The organism is Streptomyces sp. SM18, assembly GCF_002910775.2.
GTDB classification, from domain to species: Bacteria; Actinomycetota; Actinomycetes; order Streptomycetales; family Streptomycetaceae; genus Streptomyces; species Streptomyces halstedii.
Genome location: NZ_CP029342.1, coordinates 101085 through 115883 on the forward strand (window position 1 = coordinate 101085; position 14799 = coordinate 115883).

Annotated in this window: 9 protein-coding genes; 5 read left to right on the forward strand and 4 right to left on the reverse strand. The window is 71.8% G+C overall.

What is annotated here, in order from left to right; genetic code table 11:
• Positions 1-166: 166 nt before the first annotated feature.
• Positions 167-1465 (reverse strand): alpha/beta fold hydrolase, encoded by a 1299-nt coding sequence (locus B9S64_RS00460; protein ID WP_103493040.1) that lies wholly within the window; start codon positions 1463-1465, stop codon positions 167-169.
• Between the two features lie 199 nt (positions 1466-1664).
• Between B9S64_RS00460 and paaK the strand changes: the two genes are divergently transcribed.
• Complete coding sequence (gene paaK, locus B9S64_RS00465; RefSeq protein WP_103493039.1) at positions 1665-2957, forward strand: phenylacetate--CoA ligase PaaK; 1293 nt, start codon at positions 1665-1667, stop codon at positions 2955-2957.
• A 157-nt stretch (positions 2958-3114) separates the two neighbouring features.
• On the opposite strand, the gene B9S64_RS00470 is transcribed toward paaK, so the two are convergent.
• On the reverse strand, positions 3115-4623 hold the full coding sequence (locus tag B9S64_RS00470; RefSeq protein ID WP_103493038.1) for an acyl-CoA synthetase: 1509 nt from the start codon (positions 4621-4623) through the stop codon (positions 3115-3117).
• 468 nt (positions 4624-5091) lie between these two features.
• Between B9S64_RS00470 and B9S64_RS00475 the strand changes: the two genes are divergently transcribed.
• The 3 genes from B9S64_RS00475 (at position 5092) to B9S64_RS00485 (ending at position 9755) form a co-directional block, all read left to right on the forward strand.
• On the forward strand, positions 5092-6954 hold the full coding sequence (locus tag B9S64_RS00475) for a serine hydrolase domain-containing protein (protein ID WP_103493037.1): 1863 nt from the start codon (positions 5092-5094) through the stop codon (positions 6952-6954).
• 50 nt (positions 6955-7004) lie between these two features.
• Positions 7005-7649 (forward strand): SIMPL domain-containing protein, encoded by a 645-nt coding sequence (locus tag B9S64_RS00480; RefSeq protein WP_103493077.1) that lies wholly within the window; start codon positions 7005-7007, stop codon positions 7647-7649.
• 705 nt (positions 7650-8354) lie between these two features.
• On the forward strand, positions 8355-9755 hold the full coding sequence (locus tag B9S64_RS00485; RefSeq protein ID WP_181012412.1) for an endo-1,4-beta-xylanase: 1401 nt from the start codon (positions 8355-8357) through the stop codon (positions 9753-9755).
• 208 nt (positions 9756-9963) lie between these two features.
• On the opposite strand, the gene B9S64_RS00490 is transcribed toward B9S64_RS00485, so the two are convergent.
• A complete protein-coding gene (locus B9S64_RS00490) occupies positions 9964-11538 on the reverse strand; it encodes an NAD(P)/FAD-dependent oxidoreductase (RefSeq protein ID WP_103493036.1) in 1575 nt (524 codons plus the stop codon).
• A gap of 354 nt (positions 11539-11892) precedes the next feature.
• On the opposite strand from B9S64_RS00490, the gene B9S64_RS00495 reads away from it, so the two are divergent.
• Positions 11893-12522, forward strand: coding sequence for a DinB family protein (locus tag B9S64_RS00495; protein ID WP_103493035.1), 630 nt, complete (start codon positions 11893-11895; stop codon positions 12520-12522).
• A gap of 9 nt (positions 12523-12531) precedes the next feature.
• Here the strand turns inward: B9S64_RS00495 and B9S64_RS00500 are convergent, their stop codons facing one another.
• Positions 12532-14793 (reverse strand): serine/threonine-protein kinase, encoded by a 2262-nt coding sequence (locus tag B9S64_RS00500; protein WP_103505256.1) that lies wholly within the window; start codon positions 14791-14793, stop codon positions 12532-12534.
• Positions 14794-14799 lie beyond the last annotated feature (6 nt).

A 14799-nucleotide genomic window follows, 5' to 3' on the forward strand; every position in this document is an offset into this window, starting at 1 on the left:
CGTGCCGGGCGGCGCCCGTGGCACGGGGCTCGACACGCCCGGGGAGATCCACTCGGGCGGCGTCCGACGCGCCTGGGCCTGTTGCCGGCATACGAGCGCCACGCCCGGCTTCTTTCCGGCCGTGGCGCGTCCAGCCTCTACGGCCGTGGCGTCCGGCCGGCGGGGTTCAGCCGACGCCGAAGGATCTGAGCGCGGCGAGGAAGGCGCCCGGGTTCTCGGTGTGCACGAGATGGCCGGCGTCGACCGGGACGAACCGTCCGTCGGGTATCCGCTCCGCCGCCAGGACCAGTTGCCGTTGGTCGATATGGCTGCGGGTCCCGCCGATGAGGAGCGTCGGGGCGGTGATCTCGCCCAGGCGTTCGCGCACCGCCGGGTCCGGGTCGTTCAGCTGGGCGTCGATCGCCGGGACCACCGGCCAGTCGAAGCCGAGCGGGCCGTCGGGCCGCTCGGCGGGCGGGCGGGGCGGGTCGAGGGGGACCGGGGGCGGGGCGTCCTCGATGACGAGTGAGCCGATCAGTCCGGGGTGCTGTTCGGCGAGCATCAGGGCCGCCGCGCCGCCCATCGAGTGTCCGACGACGGTCGCGCCGGCGAGGTTGCGGGCCTCCAGGAACCCGTGCAGGTCGTCGCGGAAGAGTTCGAAGGAGTAGCGGCCGGGCCAGTCGCTCAGGCCGTGGCCGCGGAAGTCGAGCGCGTACACCCGGTGGTGCGCGGCGAGTTCGCGGGCGACGGTCGCCCAGTCCCGGCTGTCGCCGCACCGCCCGTGGGCCAGCACGACCGGTGGGGCGCCGGGATCGCCCCAGGTGCGGTAGGCGAGGCGGATGCCTCCGGGCCGCACGCTGCTGACCTCGGGGTCGAGGAAGGCGGTGACCGTTCGCGCGAAGGCACCGGGGTCGTCGGTCCACGGGCAGTGGCCCGCGCCGCGCTGGACGGCGAACTCGGCGTCGGGGAAGTGCGCGGCGAGTTCTGCCGCCCGGTCGGGGCTGGGAGCGGAGTCGCGCTCCCCCGCGAGGACAAGGACCGGGTAGCCGGGTTCGGGGTCGCGCGGGGACGGGGCGTCGCGCATGTCATGGCCGGTGACGGGGAGTCCGACCGCGCGTGTCCCGGGCGCGACGAGGATGAGGGAGCGCAGGCGCCGGGGGTGTCTCGCCGCGTAGAGCGCCGCCAGGTTCCCGGACGTGGAGTGGGCCAGCAGGTCGATCTGTCGGAGACCGAGGTGTACACGGAGCGCCTCGACATCGTCGACGGACCGGCCGCAGTGGTACGTCGACCGGTCGGCGGAGTTCGCGGATTCGCCGGTAGCCCGCGGGTCGAGCAGGACCAGTTGGCGGATGCGGGAGAGCCCGCCGAGATCACCGAAGCGGGCGGCCGCCCGCGTGGAGCCGCCGGGCAGGCAGATCAGCGGCTCCCCCTCCCCCACGAGGCGGTAGGCGAGTTCGGTCCCGTCGTACGCGCGGAGGGTCGGCATGACGTCCATCCAAACAGGCCCGGCGGCCGCCTGCCGACGCATACGCCCACAGCGAATCGGGCGAGGACACGCAGCGGCGTCAGGAGTTTTCCACAGGGTCGGACTCCCCCCTTGCCAGAAAGGGCTCCGTCCTGAATTACTGCTCCCAGAGAGATCGACCGAATGATCGGTCGTCCGGTTTCGGAGAACGGAGCATCGCATGACGGCGCTGCTGGACGACGCCGAGCGGCTCGGCCGCGAGGAGCTGGAGGTGGTGCAGCTGGAGCGGCTGAGGGCCACGCTGCGGCACGCGTACGACCACGTCCCCTTCTATCGGACCGCCTTCGACAAGGCCGGTGTCCGGCCCGACGACTGCCACACGCTCGCGGATCTCTCCCGTTTCCCGTTCACCGTCAAGGGGGATCTGCGCGACAACTACCCGTTCGGAATGTTCGCGGTTCCGGAGGACCGTATCCGGCGGATCCACGCGTCCAGCGGGACGACGGGCCGGCCCACGGTGGTGGGGTACACGCAGAGGGATCTCGACACGTGGGCCGATGTGGTGGCCCGGTCGCTCCGGGCGGCGGGGGCACGTCCGGGCCAGAAGGTCCATGTGGCCTACGGATACGGGTTGTTCACCGGCGGGCTGGGCGCGCATTACGGCGCGGAGCGCCTGGGCTGCACGGTGATTCCCGCCTCGGGCGGGATGACGGCCCGCCAGGTGCGGCTGATCCAGGACTTCCGGCCCGAGATCATCATGATCACGCCGTCGTACATGCTGACGCTGCTGGACGAGTTCGAACGGCAGGGGATCAACCCCCGTTCGACGTCCCTCAGGACCGGTGTCTTCGGGGCCGAGCCATGGACCGAGGAGATGCGGAAGGAGATCGAGGACCGGTTCGCGATCGACGCGGTCGACATCTACGGGCTGTCCGAGGTGATGGGCCCCGGGGTCGCGCAGGAATGCGTCGAGACGAAGGACGGTCTGCACATATGGGAGGACCACTTCTATCCCGAGGTCGTGCATCCCTTCACCGGGGAGGTGTTGCCGGACGGTGAGGAGGGCGAGTTGGTGTTCACCTCGCTCACCAAGGAGGCGATGCCGGTGATCCGTTACCGGACCCGGGACCTGACGCGGCTGCTGCCCGGTACGGCGCGTACGTTCCGGCGGATGGAGAAGGTCACCGGACGCAGCGACGACATGGTGATCCTCCGAGGCGTCAACCTCTTCCCGACCCAGATCGAGGAGATCGTGCTGCGCACGCCGGGAGTGGCTCCGCACTTCCAGTTGCGGCTGACCCGGCAGGGGCGTCTGGACGTGCTGACCGTGAGGGCGGAGGCGCGTGGGGACGCGACGGCCGACGAGCGCGCGACGGCCGCGGAGGCGATAGCCAGGGCCGTGAAGGACGGGGTCGGGGTGAGTGTCGGGGTGGAGGTCGTGGATCCGGAGACGCTGGAGAGGTCGGTCGGGAAGATCAAGCGGATCGTGGATCTCCGGTCAGCCGGCAGCTGAGGCGGGGCTGACCCTGCGGCACGCAGCCTGCCGGCCGTGACCGCCGGGTGGCCGTGAGGGCGGACGCCGACGCCTGACGACCGTGCGCACAGAAGGGGCAGGCGGGTCGGGTGGGGCGTCACGGATCGCCGGGTCGGAAGGTGCCTCGGAGAACCGGTCAGGCGGACGGTGAGAACCGGTCACGCAGCTCCCGTTTCAGGATCTTGCCGCTGGCGTTGCGCGGGAGCTCGTCCACGAACACGACTCTTTTCGGAGCCTTGAAGTGGGCCAGTCGCTCGCGGGCGTGCTCGATCAGCTCGCTCTCGGTGGCGTCGTCGCGGAGCACGACGATCGCGGTGACCGCCTCGATCCAGCGTTCGTCGGGCAGCCCGACCACGGCGGCCTCGGCCACGGCCGGGTGGGTGTACAGGGCGTCCTCCACCTGGCGTGAGGCAACCAGCACACCCCCGGAGTTGATGACGTCCTTCACCCGGTCGACAACCGTGAAATAGCCCTCACCGTCGCGTACGGCGAGGTCGCCCGAGCGGAACCAGCCGTCCCGGAACGCCTCGGCGCTCTCCTCCGGCTTGTCCCAGTACCCCTGGCAGAGCTGGGGCGAGCGGTAGACCACCTCCCCGGCCGTACCGTCGGGCACCTCCGCGCCCTTTTCGTCGACGACCTTGGCCTCGACGAAGAGGACCGGGCGGCCGCAGGAGTCCATCCGGCCGTCGTGCTCGTCGGGGCCGAGGACGGTGGCGAGCGGTCCGATCTCGCTCTGGCCGAAGCAGTTGTAGAACGCCAGGTCCGGCAGGTGTCCGCGGAGTCGTTCCAGTACCGGCACGGGCATGATCGAGGCCCCGTAGTACGCCTTGCGCAGGGTGCCCAGCCGACGGGTGGTGAATTCCGGGTGGTTGGCGAGGCCGATCCACACGGTCGGTGGTGCGAAGAGGCTGTCCGCCTGGCCGGCCTCCACCAGGTCGAAGATCCGGCTCGGGTCAGGGGCGTCGAGGATGGTGCTCTCGGCTCCCACCGCGAGATAGGGCAGGAGGAAGACGTGCATCTGCGCGGAGTGGTAGAGCGGCAGCGAGTGGACGGGACGGTCGGTGGGGCGCAGGTCGAGAGCGGTGACGGCGCTGACGTATGCGTGGACCAGCGCACCGTGGGTCATCATCGCGCCCTTGGGCTGCGCGGTGGTGCCGGAGGTGTAGAGCAGTTGCACCAGGTCGTCGGCGCCCGGAGCGCGTTCGGGGGTGAAAGAGCGGGGAGTGGTCAGCTCGTCGAGAAGTGCGTCGGGGGCGTCACGCAGGGCTCGCACCGCGTATCCCGAGGGGATGCGTGGGGCCAGGTCGGGGTCGGTGAGGACGAGCGAGCTGCCGGACTGACCGAGAATGTACGCGAGGTCCTCGCCGGTGAGGTTCTGGTTGACCGGCACGTGGATCAGGCCGGCTCGGGCGCAGGCCAGATAGGCGATCAGATAGGCGTCGGAGTTGTGCGCGTAGGAGGCGACCCGGTCTCCCGGGTGCAGTCCGTGGCCGGTGGTCAGTACGGCGGCCGCCGTACTGACCGCGGTGTCCAGCGCCTCGTAGGTCCAGGCCCGCCCGGCGTACCGCACGGCGGTGTGCCCGGGGGTGCGCCGTGCGCTGCGTGCCACTACTCCGTCGACCGTGCTGCTGCGTACACCGTTCATGGCGTGATCCTGGGCGGCCGGACGCCAGGGGTCAAGGGGCCGGTTACCACGGGGCGGTTGCCGGGGGCCGAGCGGGATGACGGGCACGCCGGCCGGCGGGCACTGCCTGAGGGCGCTGGGGCTGTCCTCGCCACGCGCCTGTGGACGGGGTGGGCTTGTCGCTCTGCCTGTCTGCGGCCCGCCCTCCGACGGCACTCGGATTCGCCGTCCTGGTGGGTGCCTCGGCTGTCGTTCCCGGCCGTGCCGCCCGGCTCCCGGGGCGGTGCGCCCCTGTGCCGGTCCGCCACTTGCCAGGCTCCGGCTCGTCGCTGACGTGCCGTCACATTCTTTGTTTTGCCAGGGGCGTACGGGGCGACGGAGGCGCCAGTACTCTCTACTCCGGCAGGAAGTTTCATGCTCGGACGAGATTTCGAAAATTACTTTCGCGCTGCTGGTCGCGCTGACGACGCGAGGGGAAAGGGGTTCGGGATGACCGGGGACATGTCGGGCGGGGGAATGAGCCGCCGGAGGCTGGGCGGCGGGATACTGGCGCTGGGCGGAGCACTCGCTCTCGCACCGATTCCCTTCGCGGGGGCGGCCGGATCCGCGTTCGGGGCGGAGCGGGGGGCGGGTTCCGCGGGAACACCATCGGTGACCGGGACGGGTATGGGACCAGGGGCGGACAGGCCTACGCTGCGCCGCGGGCCGGCCGGGCGCGCGGGTCTGCTTCAGGAGCACCTCGACCTGCTGGTGACCGACGCCGAGACATATCTGGCCGACTCCCCGCGGCACCCGTGGTACGCCGGTGCGGTGCTGCTCGCCGGGCGCGGCGGAACCGTCGCGCTGCACCGGCCGATCGGGAAGGCGCTGCGCTACGCGGCGTACGACGAGGAGACGGACAAGGGGGTGGAGTTCCCCGCCGACCAGCAGATCCCGATGGCGCGGGACACGGTCTTCGACCTGGCGTCGGTGTCGAAGCTGTTCACCTCGATCCTGGCCGTCCAGCAGATCGAGCGGGGCCGGCTGGAGCTGGAGGCCACGGTCGCCTCGTACCTCCCGGACTTCGCCGGGGGCGGCAAGCAGGACGTCACGGTCCGTCAGCTCCTCACCCATACCTCGGGCTTCCGGGCCTGGATCCCGCTGTACGAGGAGCCGACCCGGGAGGGGAAGCTCCGGCTGCTGTGGGACGAGGTGCCCACGTCCGCCCCGGGGACGGTGTATCTCTACTCCGACCTCAACCTGATCTCGCTGCAACTGATCCTGGAGAAGATCACCGGCCGCACCCAGGACGTGCTGCTCCGCGAGGAGATCACCGCTCCGCTCGGTATGCACCGCACGCGGTACAACCCGCCCGCCTCGTGGAAGCCGAAGATCGCCGCGACCGAGGACGCGCGGCTGCCCTGGTCGGGTCTGGAGCGCGGACTGGTCTGGGGCGAGGTGCACGACGAGAACGCCTACAGCCTGGACGGGGTCGCCGGCCACGCGGGCGTCTTCTCGTGCGCCTGGGACCTCGCGGTGCTGGCCCGGACACTGCTCAACGGCGGTGTGTACGGGCGGTCGCGAATCCTGTCGGAGAAGTCCGTGGAGCTGCTCTTCACCGACTTCAACACCGCCTTCCCCGGTGACAACCACGGTTTGGGCTTCGAGCTGTACCAGCACTGGTACATGGGAGCGATGGCCACGCCACGTACGGCGGGCCACACGGGATTCACCGGCACCAGCCTGGTCCTGGACCCGTCGACCGACTCGTTCCTGATCGTCCTCGGCAACTCCGTGCACCCGGTGCGCACCTGGCGCTCGGGCAGTGCCCCGCGGGTGGCCACGGCGAACCGGATGGCGCGTGCGGTGCCCGTGCGGCCCACCCGTGGCCGGACCGCGTGGTTCTCCGGCCTGGCGAGTTCGGCCACCGCCACCCTCACGCTGCCCGCGCTGCGTCCGTCCTCCTCCCGCGCGGCGCTCACCTGTGCGCTGTGGTGGGACACGGAACCGGCCTCCGACTTCCTCTTCCTGGAGGCGTCGGCCGATACGGGGGCCACGTGGCAGCCGGTGCCGTTCACCACCCGGCCGACAGCCCGTGGCGGTGCCCCGGCCGTCTCCGGGACACATCCGCACGGCTCGGTGTCCGGCTGGTCGGGGCGCGTCTGGCACCGGTTGGACGCGGACCTGTCCGCCTGGCGGGGTACCGAGGTGCGGCTGCGCTGGCGTTACACGACCGACCAGTTGTACGTCGGGCGCGGGGCGTACGTGGACGGGGTCCGGGTCGAGGACGGCGGGCGCACCCTCTTCGACAGCGAAAAGCCTGCGGACGCACGCCGGTTCGAGGCTTCGGGGTGGACCGTGTCCGCCGACTGAACAGACCGCGGTCCTGCGGCGGGACGGATACGGCTGCTTGGATGACCGGCATGAACGGTACCCAGCACATAGAGGCCCCGTGGGGCGTGTCGGTGTTCGGCGCGGCGAGTGAGGACGCCGCGCCGGACCTGGCCCGTCTGCGCGTGGCGATCGAGCAGACCGAGGACACGCCGGCCGAGGCGTTCGCGGCCACCCATGGCGGGGTCAACCGCATCCGCCAGGTGCTCCGAGGACACGGGGTGCCCGAAGCGGCCGTCTCCGCCTCACGTCTGAACCTCACGTCGAAGTGGAGCTACGGCGAGACACGCAGGTTCATGGGCTACGAGTGCACCGCCTCGTTCGTCATCGAACTGCGCGAACTGGACACCCTGGAGACGGTTCTCATCGACCTGGTCGACGCGGGGGCCAACCAGGTCAGCGGTGTGGAGTTCGACGTGCGCCGCAAGAAGGAGCTGCGCGCGCAGGCCCGTACGGCGGCGGTGGCCGCGGCACGGGAGAAGGCCGCGTTGTACGCCGAGGCGGCCGGTGCGCGCCTCGGGCCGGTCGTCCACATCAAGGACGTGGACGCCGAGGAGATGCAGAGCTACCGGAGCCATCGCGGGCGCGCCGTGGACGGCGGCGAGGGCGACTTGACGCCGGGGAAGGTGACCGTGTCGGCGGGTGTCGTGCTGGGGTTCTCACTCCTCGACGGCTGACGGCTCGCACTCTTCATCCGGCCCACGACCCAGGACCCATGGTCACGGCTCCCGGCTCCCGGCTCCCGGCTCCCGGCTCCCGGCTCCCGGCTCCCGGCTCCCGGCTCCCGGCTCCCGGCTCCCGGCTCCCGGCCCAGGATCCCCCGTCGCACGACTGCGGGGCGCGGTCTGCCCGGAGGGCACAGCCCGCGCCCCGCCACGCTCAGCCGCATCCTGTGACCAAGGGGACGTGCAGGCCGGGCCGCTTCACAGGGACGGTTCACGGTGCCGGCGCACAGGCCGCGTTCATCAGGGACGCCGGTCAGGGGGTACGCCACCTCGCCGCCCCTGGCGACCCGCTCCGAAACTTTCGCCCGCTCCCCTGACGGCCTTTCGCCACGGACCCCCATGGGCGGCGCCCGCCCTCGCCGGAAGAATCCGGATCCGTACCAGATCCTCACCGTCTACGCAGGTGGTAAGGCCAACCATCCACAGATGAGCGGGTATTCGCTCGGAAATATTTCGGAAACATGGCGTTGACGCGGCCTCCGCCTGAGCGCATACTCTCCCTCGCTCCCATGTTCCATCGCTCACCCTCCCGCCGAGGGTGCCTTCGACGGCGCGTCCCGGCGGGAGGTCCCACAGCACCTCGAACGGTCCGCATCCCCTGACCGGGCGCCCCTGTTGCTTCCGCCCGGCAACCGGAAGAAGAGGCTGGACAACGTGATGGCCAAGAAATCCCCCGCACGCCCCCGCTCGACGGCCCGCGCCAGACGGGCGGTCTCCGTGCTGACGGCGGGTGTGCTCGCCGCGGCCGGTGTCGTCTCCCTCGCCGGGACGGCCGAGGCCACGGGCGCCCTCGGTGACGCGGCGGCGGCCAAGGGCCGGTACTTCGGCACCGCGGTCGCGGCGAACCACCTCGGCGAGGCGCAGTACGCCTCCACACTGGACGCCCAGTTCGACTCGGTCACCCCCGAGAACGAGATGAAATGGGACGCGGTCGAGGGCAGCCGGAACTCCTTCACGTTCACCGCCGCCGACCAGATCGTCAGCCATGCGCAGAGCAAGGGGATGAAGGTACGCGGGCACACCCTGGTGTGGCACTCGCAGCTACCGGGCTGGGTCGGCGGCCTGGGCGCCACCGATCTGCGCGCGGCGATGAACAACCACATCACCCAGGTGATGACGCACTACAAGGGCAAGATCCACTCCTGGGACGTGGTGAACGAGGCCTTCCAGGACGGCGGCAACGGCGCCCGGCGCAGTTCGCCCTTCCAGGACAAGCTGGGTGACGGCTTCATCGAGGAGGCGTTCCGTACCGCGCGCACGGTCGATCCCGCTGCCAAGCTCTGCTACAACGACTACAACACCGACGGACAGAACGCGAAGAGCAACGCGGTCTACGCCATGGTGAAGGACTTCAAGCAGCGCGGCGTGCCGATCGACTGCGTGGGCTTCCAGTCCCACTTCAACAGCAACTCGCCGGTCCCCTCGGATTACCGGGCCAACCTCCAGCGCTTCGCCGACCTCGGCCTCGACGTCCAGATCACCGAGCTGGACATCGAGGGCTCGGGCGCGGCCCAGGCCGCCAACTACACGAGCGTCGTGAACGCCTGCCTGGGCGTGACGCGCTGCACGGGCCTCACCGTCTGGGGTGTCACCGACAAGTACTCCTGGCGCAGCAGTGGGACGCCACTGCTCTTCGACGGCAACTACAACAAGAAGTCGGCCTACGACGCGGTGCTCGCCGCGCTCGGCGGGTCCACCGGCGGCGGCGACGGTGGCGGTGACGGAGGTGGCGACAACGGCGGTGGCGGAACCGGTAGTTGCTCGGCAACCTACACGCAGACCGCCACGTGGCAGGGCGGGTACAACGGCGAGGTGACCGTCAAGGCCGGCGCGTCGGGCATCACCACCTGGTCCGTGCCGGTGACCATGCCCTCGTCCCAGCAGGTCTCCGCCCTCTGGAACGGCGCCCCCACATGGAACGCCGGCAACACCGTGATGACCGTGAAGCCGACCTACAACGGGACCCTGTCGGCCGGTGCCTCGACGAGCTTCGGGTTCACCGTCATGACGAACGGCAACACCGCGGCGCCCGTCGTCGGCGCCTGCACCGCCTCCTGACCGCGAGGCGCCCCTGCCGGGACCGGGCGGCGGTGACACCCGCACCCACCCCGCCCGTCCCGTGTGTCCGCCCCGTCCGGTCCGTCGACCGGGCGGGGCGGTCCGCGTCGGCCCCCGCTCCAGCGAACGGTATCCCTCACCCTGAAGTACAGGGTGAGGGATACCCTCCGTGAGAGTTACCCTCTGTGAGGGAGCCGACCGCCCTGGGTCAGTGGCCCAGTGCCGCCATGGCCGCGTTGTGTCCGGGTACTCCGCTGACCCCGCCGCCACGCACCGCGCCCGCCCCGCAGAGCAGGACGTTGGTGTGCGCGGTCTCCACTCCCCACCGGCCGCTCGCCTCCGTCGCGTACGGGAAGGAGAGGTCGCCGTGGAAGATGTGGCCGCCGGGCAGCCCCAGGTCCCGCTCCAGGTCGAGCGGGGACTTCGCCTCGATACACGGTCTGCCGTCGCCGTCGAGGGCCAGGCAGTCGGTGAGCGGCTCCTCCAGGTGCGCGTCGAGTTGCGCGAGGGTCGCGTCGAGCAGAGCCGTGCGGGCCGCCTCGTTGTCCTCGGCGAAGAGCCGGGCCGGGGCGTGCAGACCGAAGAGGGTGAGGGTGTGGTAGCCCCGGGCGGCGAGTCCGGGGCCCAGGATCGAGGGATCGGTCAGCGAGTGGCAGTAGATCTCGGACGGCGGGGCGGCGGGCAGCCGCCCCGCCGACGCCTCCCGGTAGGCGTCCGCCAACTGCCCGTATCCCTCGGCCACATGGAATGTCCCGGCGAACGCGCCGCGGGGATCGACCGAGCGGTCACGCAGCTTCGGCAACCGGGTGAGCAGCATGTTCACCTTCAGCTGGGCTCCCTCGGCAGGGGCGGGCGGGGCCTCACCGAGCAGTGCGGACAACTCCTGCGGCGAGGCGTTGACCAGGACCCTGCGGGCGGCCACGACGTGCTCCGCGTCCGCGGAGCGGACGGTGACCTCGGCGCGGGTGCCGTCGGTGTCGATGCGGGTCGCCTCGTGCAGGACCCTGATCTCGGCCCCCGCCGCCCGTGCCGCACCGGCCAGCGCGTCGGTGAGGGCCCCCATGCCGCCGACCGGGACGTCCCAGTCCCCGGTGGATCCGCCGATCACGTGGTAGAGGAAGCAGCGGTTCTGGATCAGGGAGGGGTCGTGGGCGTCGGCGAAGGTACCGATCAGCGCGTCGGTGAGGATGACCCCACGGACCAGGTCGTCCTGGAAGGTCCGCTCGACGGCGGCCCCGATCGGCTCCTCGAACAGCGTGCGCCAGGCCTCCTGGTCGTCGACGCGGGCCCGCAGGGCGCCCCGGTCCGGCAGGGGCTCGGTGAGCGTCGGGAAGACCCGCTCGGCGACCCGCCGGGTCATGCCGTAGAACCGCTGCCACGCCTCGTACTCGCGGTCGCCGCCGGTGAGGGCGGCGAAGGAGTCCCGGGTGCCCTCGCCGCCGACGAGCAGCCCGGTGGGCCTCCCCGCGCGTACGACGGGGGTGTACGAGGAGACGGGACGCTTGCGCACGGCGAAGTCGAGCCCGAGGTCCTTGACGATCTTGTCGGGCAGCAGGGAGACCAGGTAGGAGTATCGGGAGAGCCGGGCGTCGATACCGGCGAAGGCCTGGGTGGAGACGGCCGCTCCGCCGGTTCCGGCGAGCCTCTCCAGTACGAGGACGGACTGCCCGGCGCGGGCCAGGTAGGCGGCGGCGACCAGGCCGTTGTGGCCGCCTCCGACGATCACCGCATCGTAGCGGTCCGACGCGGGCGGGCCTGTGGGGTGGGTCTCGGCTGCGGACATGTCCCTTCGTAACACGGCGGGATCGGGCCTGGCCAGAGGCCGGGCACCGCCACCGAAGCCGCACGGGCCCGGGGCGCCGCCACCACCGAAGCCGGCACGAACCCGGGACCGTCGTCACCACCGAAGCCGGCACGAACCCAGAGCCCTCGCCGCCACAGAAGCCAACACGGGCCAGACCCTCGCCGCCACCGACGCCCGCACGAACACGCGCGTCGCCTCGCCCGAAGCGGGTACGGGCCGGGGCGCCCCCTCGAAAACCGGTACAGGGCCGAAAGCGGCTGTGGCAGGGTGCTGCGCGGCCCGACTCGCCCTTCCGTCCGGCCCGGCCCGCTTCCGTCCCACCGTAGGAGAACGATGACGACACCGGCACGCCTGATCCCCCTCCTCGACCAGTTCGACTGGGCGTCCGAGCGGCTCGTGAGGCGCATGACGGGACCCTTCACCGACAGCGGCAACGGCACGGACGTCCCGGCCACGGCGATGACGGACGAGGAGTTCCGCTGGGAGCCGGTCCCCGGATGCTGGTCGGTCCGCCGCCGCGCCGACGGTCCGGGTACGGGCGCGACCACGCTGAGCGGGACGGGCGGGTGGGGCCGCGACACCGCTCCCTTTCCCCATCCCTCGCCACCGCCGTTCACCACGGCGTCCTGGCGTCTGAGCCACCTCGCGGAGCTGCTGACGATCCGCGCCGACCACACCACCGGAACCCGCGCCCTGACCCGGGACGACTACCGCGTGGAGGGCGAGGCCGCCGGTGGGATCGCCGCGTTCGAGGCTGGTGTCCACGCCTGGCGGTCCGTGCTGGCAGGCGCCGACGACGCGGCGCTCGACACCGTCGGGTACTGCGGGTACCCGTACGGCAGCGATCCGGAGAGCCCGTTCCTCGACGTCGTGTGGTGGGTGAACCAGGAGATCCTGCACCACGGGGCCGAGATCGCCCTGCTGCGCGACCTCTACCGCGTGCGGGACGGGCTCGGAAGCTGACGGGCCCCCTCAGTTCGGTGGGACGTGCTGCCGGCGCAGGGCCGCGACCTGCCGGTACAGGTCGACCGCTTCCGTGCCCCGGCCGAGCTGTTCCAGGCAGTGCGCCTCGTCGTTGCGGCTGGCGAGGGTGTCGGGATGCTCGGCACCCAGGACCCGTTCGCGGGCGTCGGCGACCTCCCGGTAGTCGATGAGGGCGTCGGCCCATCGGCCCAGCCAGCCGAGACCCACGGCCACCTCGCGCCGGCTGACCAGCGTGTCGGGGTGGTCCGGGCCGAGGGTGCGCTCGCGCAGCACGCAGACGTCACGGGCCTCGACGAGCGCCTCCTCCCAGCGTGCCATCCGTCCCAGGTTGACGCCGAGGCCGTGCCGGGCCCGCAGGGTCTCGGGGGCGTCGGGACCGTCGACACGGGTGCGGTCCTCGACCAGCGCGCGGTACAGCTCCAGCGCCTCGGCGCTGCGGCCCAGCCGGCCGAGGCTGATGCCGATCTCGTAACGTGCGGCCAGGGTGTCGGGGTGATCGGCGCCCAGCACGCCGCTCCTGGCGCGGGCGACCTCACGGTAGGTCAGCAGCGCCTCGCCCCAGCGGTCCAGCTGGCCCAGGGTGTACGCGACTTCGTAGAGGGTGACCAGGGTGTCGGGGTGCGTCGCGCCGAGCAGCCGGCTGCGCGCGTCGGCGACCTCACGGGCCATCAGGTAGGCGTCCTCCAGCCGGCCCAGCCTGCCGAGGTTGAAGGCCAGGTTGTGGCGGCAGCGCAGGGTGTCCGGGTGGTCCGGTCCCGTGGTGCGCTCCCGGGAGGCGAGCACGGAGGCGTAGACCTGGTGCGCCTCGAAGTGCCGGCCGAGCTGGCCGAGGACGTACGCGGTCTCCTGGCGCGCCGCCAGCGTCTCAGGGTGGTCCGTGCCCAGGACGCGTTCGCGTCCGTCGGCGACCCGGCCGAACTCCCGCAGCGCCTCGTCGGCGTGTCCCGTGCGGCTGAAGGTGAACCCGACCTCGTACCGGCTGGCGAGGGTGTCGGGGTGGTCGGGTCCCAGCGCGTGCTCGCGCGTCGCGGCGACCGACCGGTGCACCTCGCCGGCTTCCTCCCAGTGGCCCAGGCGGGCGAGGTTGAGCCCGGCGCTGTGCCGGCTGGCCAGGGTGGAGAGCAGTTCGGGCGACGGGGTGGGCCGGGTGGCGCCCCCGGCCGGGAACGCGCCGGAGAGGCCGCCGAGATCCGTCCCCGTCGTCCAGATCCCGGTGAGGTCCTCCGCGTGGTCGACGGGCGCCGTTCCCGGCGGTGGCGGGGCTGCCGCCTTGTGACCGGCGGTCATGTTCCGGGTCCAGGGGGGCAGTCGGGCCCCCTCCGCGGCCGGGCGGGCTGCCGGTACGGGGGCGGGCGGAGCGAGCGGTACGCGCCCGGTGGCCGGCACCCGGGTCTGCCCGCCGGTCCGGCCGACGGCGATGCGCCGCCGCAGGGCGTCCGCGTCGGCGGGCCGCGCGTCGGGGGTCTTGGCGAGCAGGTCCAGGACGACCCGGTCGAAGAACCCGGGCAGCTCCGCCCGGTGGTTGCGCGGGGGTTCGGGCACGGTGTCACGGTGTCCGACGAGAACGGCCCAGGCGTCGCCCAGGTCGAACGGGGGCACGCCGGTGGCGATCTCGTACAGCACGCAGCCCAGGGAGTAGAGGTCGCTGCGGTGATCGACGTCACCGCCGCTGATCTGCTCGGGCGACATGTAGTGCGGGGTGCCCATGGCGATCCCGGTGCCGGTGAGGCGCGAGGTGAAGCCGATGTCGTGGCCGAGCCGGGCGATACCGAAGTCACAGATCTTCACGGTGCCGTCGTCGAGCCGCATGATGTTGGCGGGCTTGAGGTCGCGGTGCACGATGCCCTGCTGGTGGGTGTAGCCGAGGGCGTCGGCGACCTGTTCGGCGATGTCCACGACGTCGGGCACGGGCAGCGGGTGCTGCCGGTTGTCCTCCAGGAGCTGGCTGAGGTTGCGTCCTTCCAGCAGCTCCATGACGAGGTAGAGGACGCCCTCCGACTCCCCGAAGTCGTGCACGACGGTCACGCCCCGGTGCTGGAGCGAGGCCGCCACCCGCGCCTCGCGGCGGAAGCGTTCACGCAGGACGCGGGTGAAGGAGCGGTCCTGCTGGGGCCCCATCGGTTTGAGGCATTTCACGGCGACCTGCCGGCCCAGGGATTCGTCACGGGCACGCCACACCTCGCCCATGCCGCCGCGCCCGATCAGATCGAGCAGCCGGTACCGGCTCTGGATCAGCCTGGTCTCCGCCATCTCCCG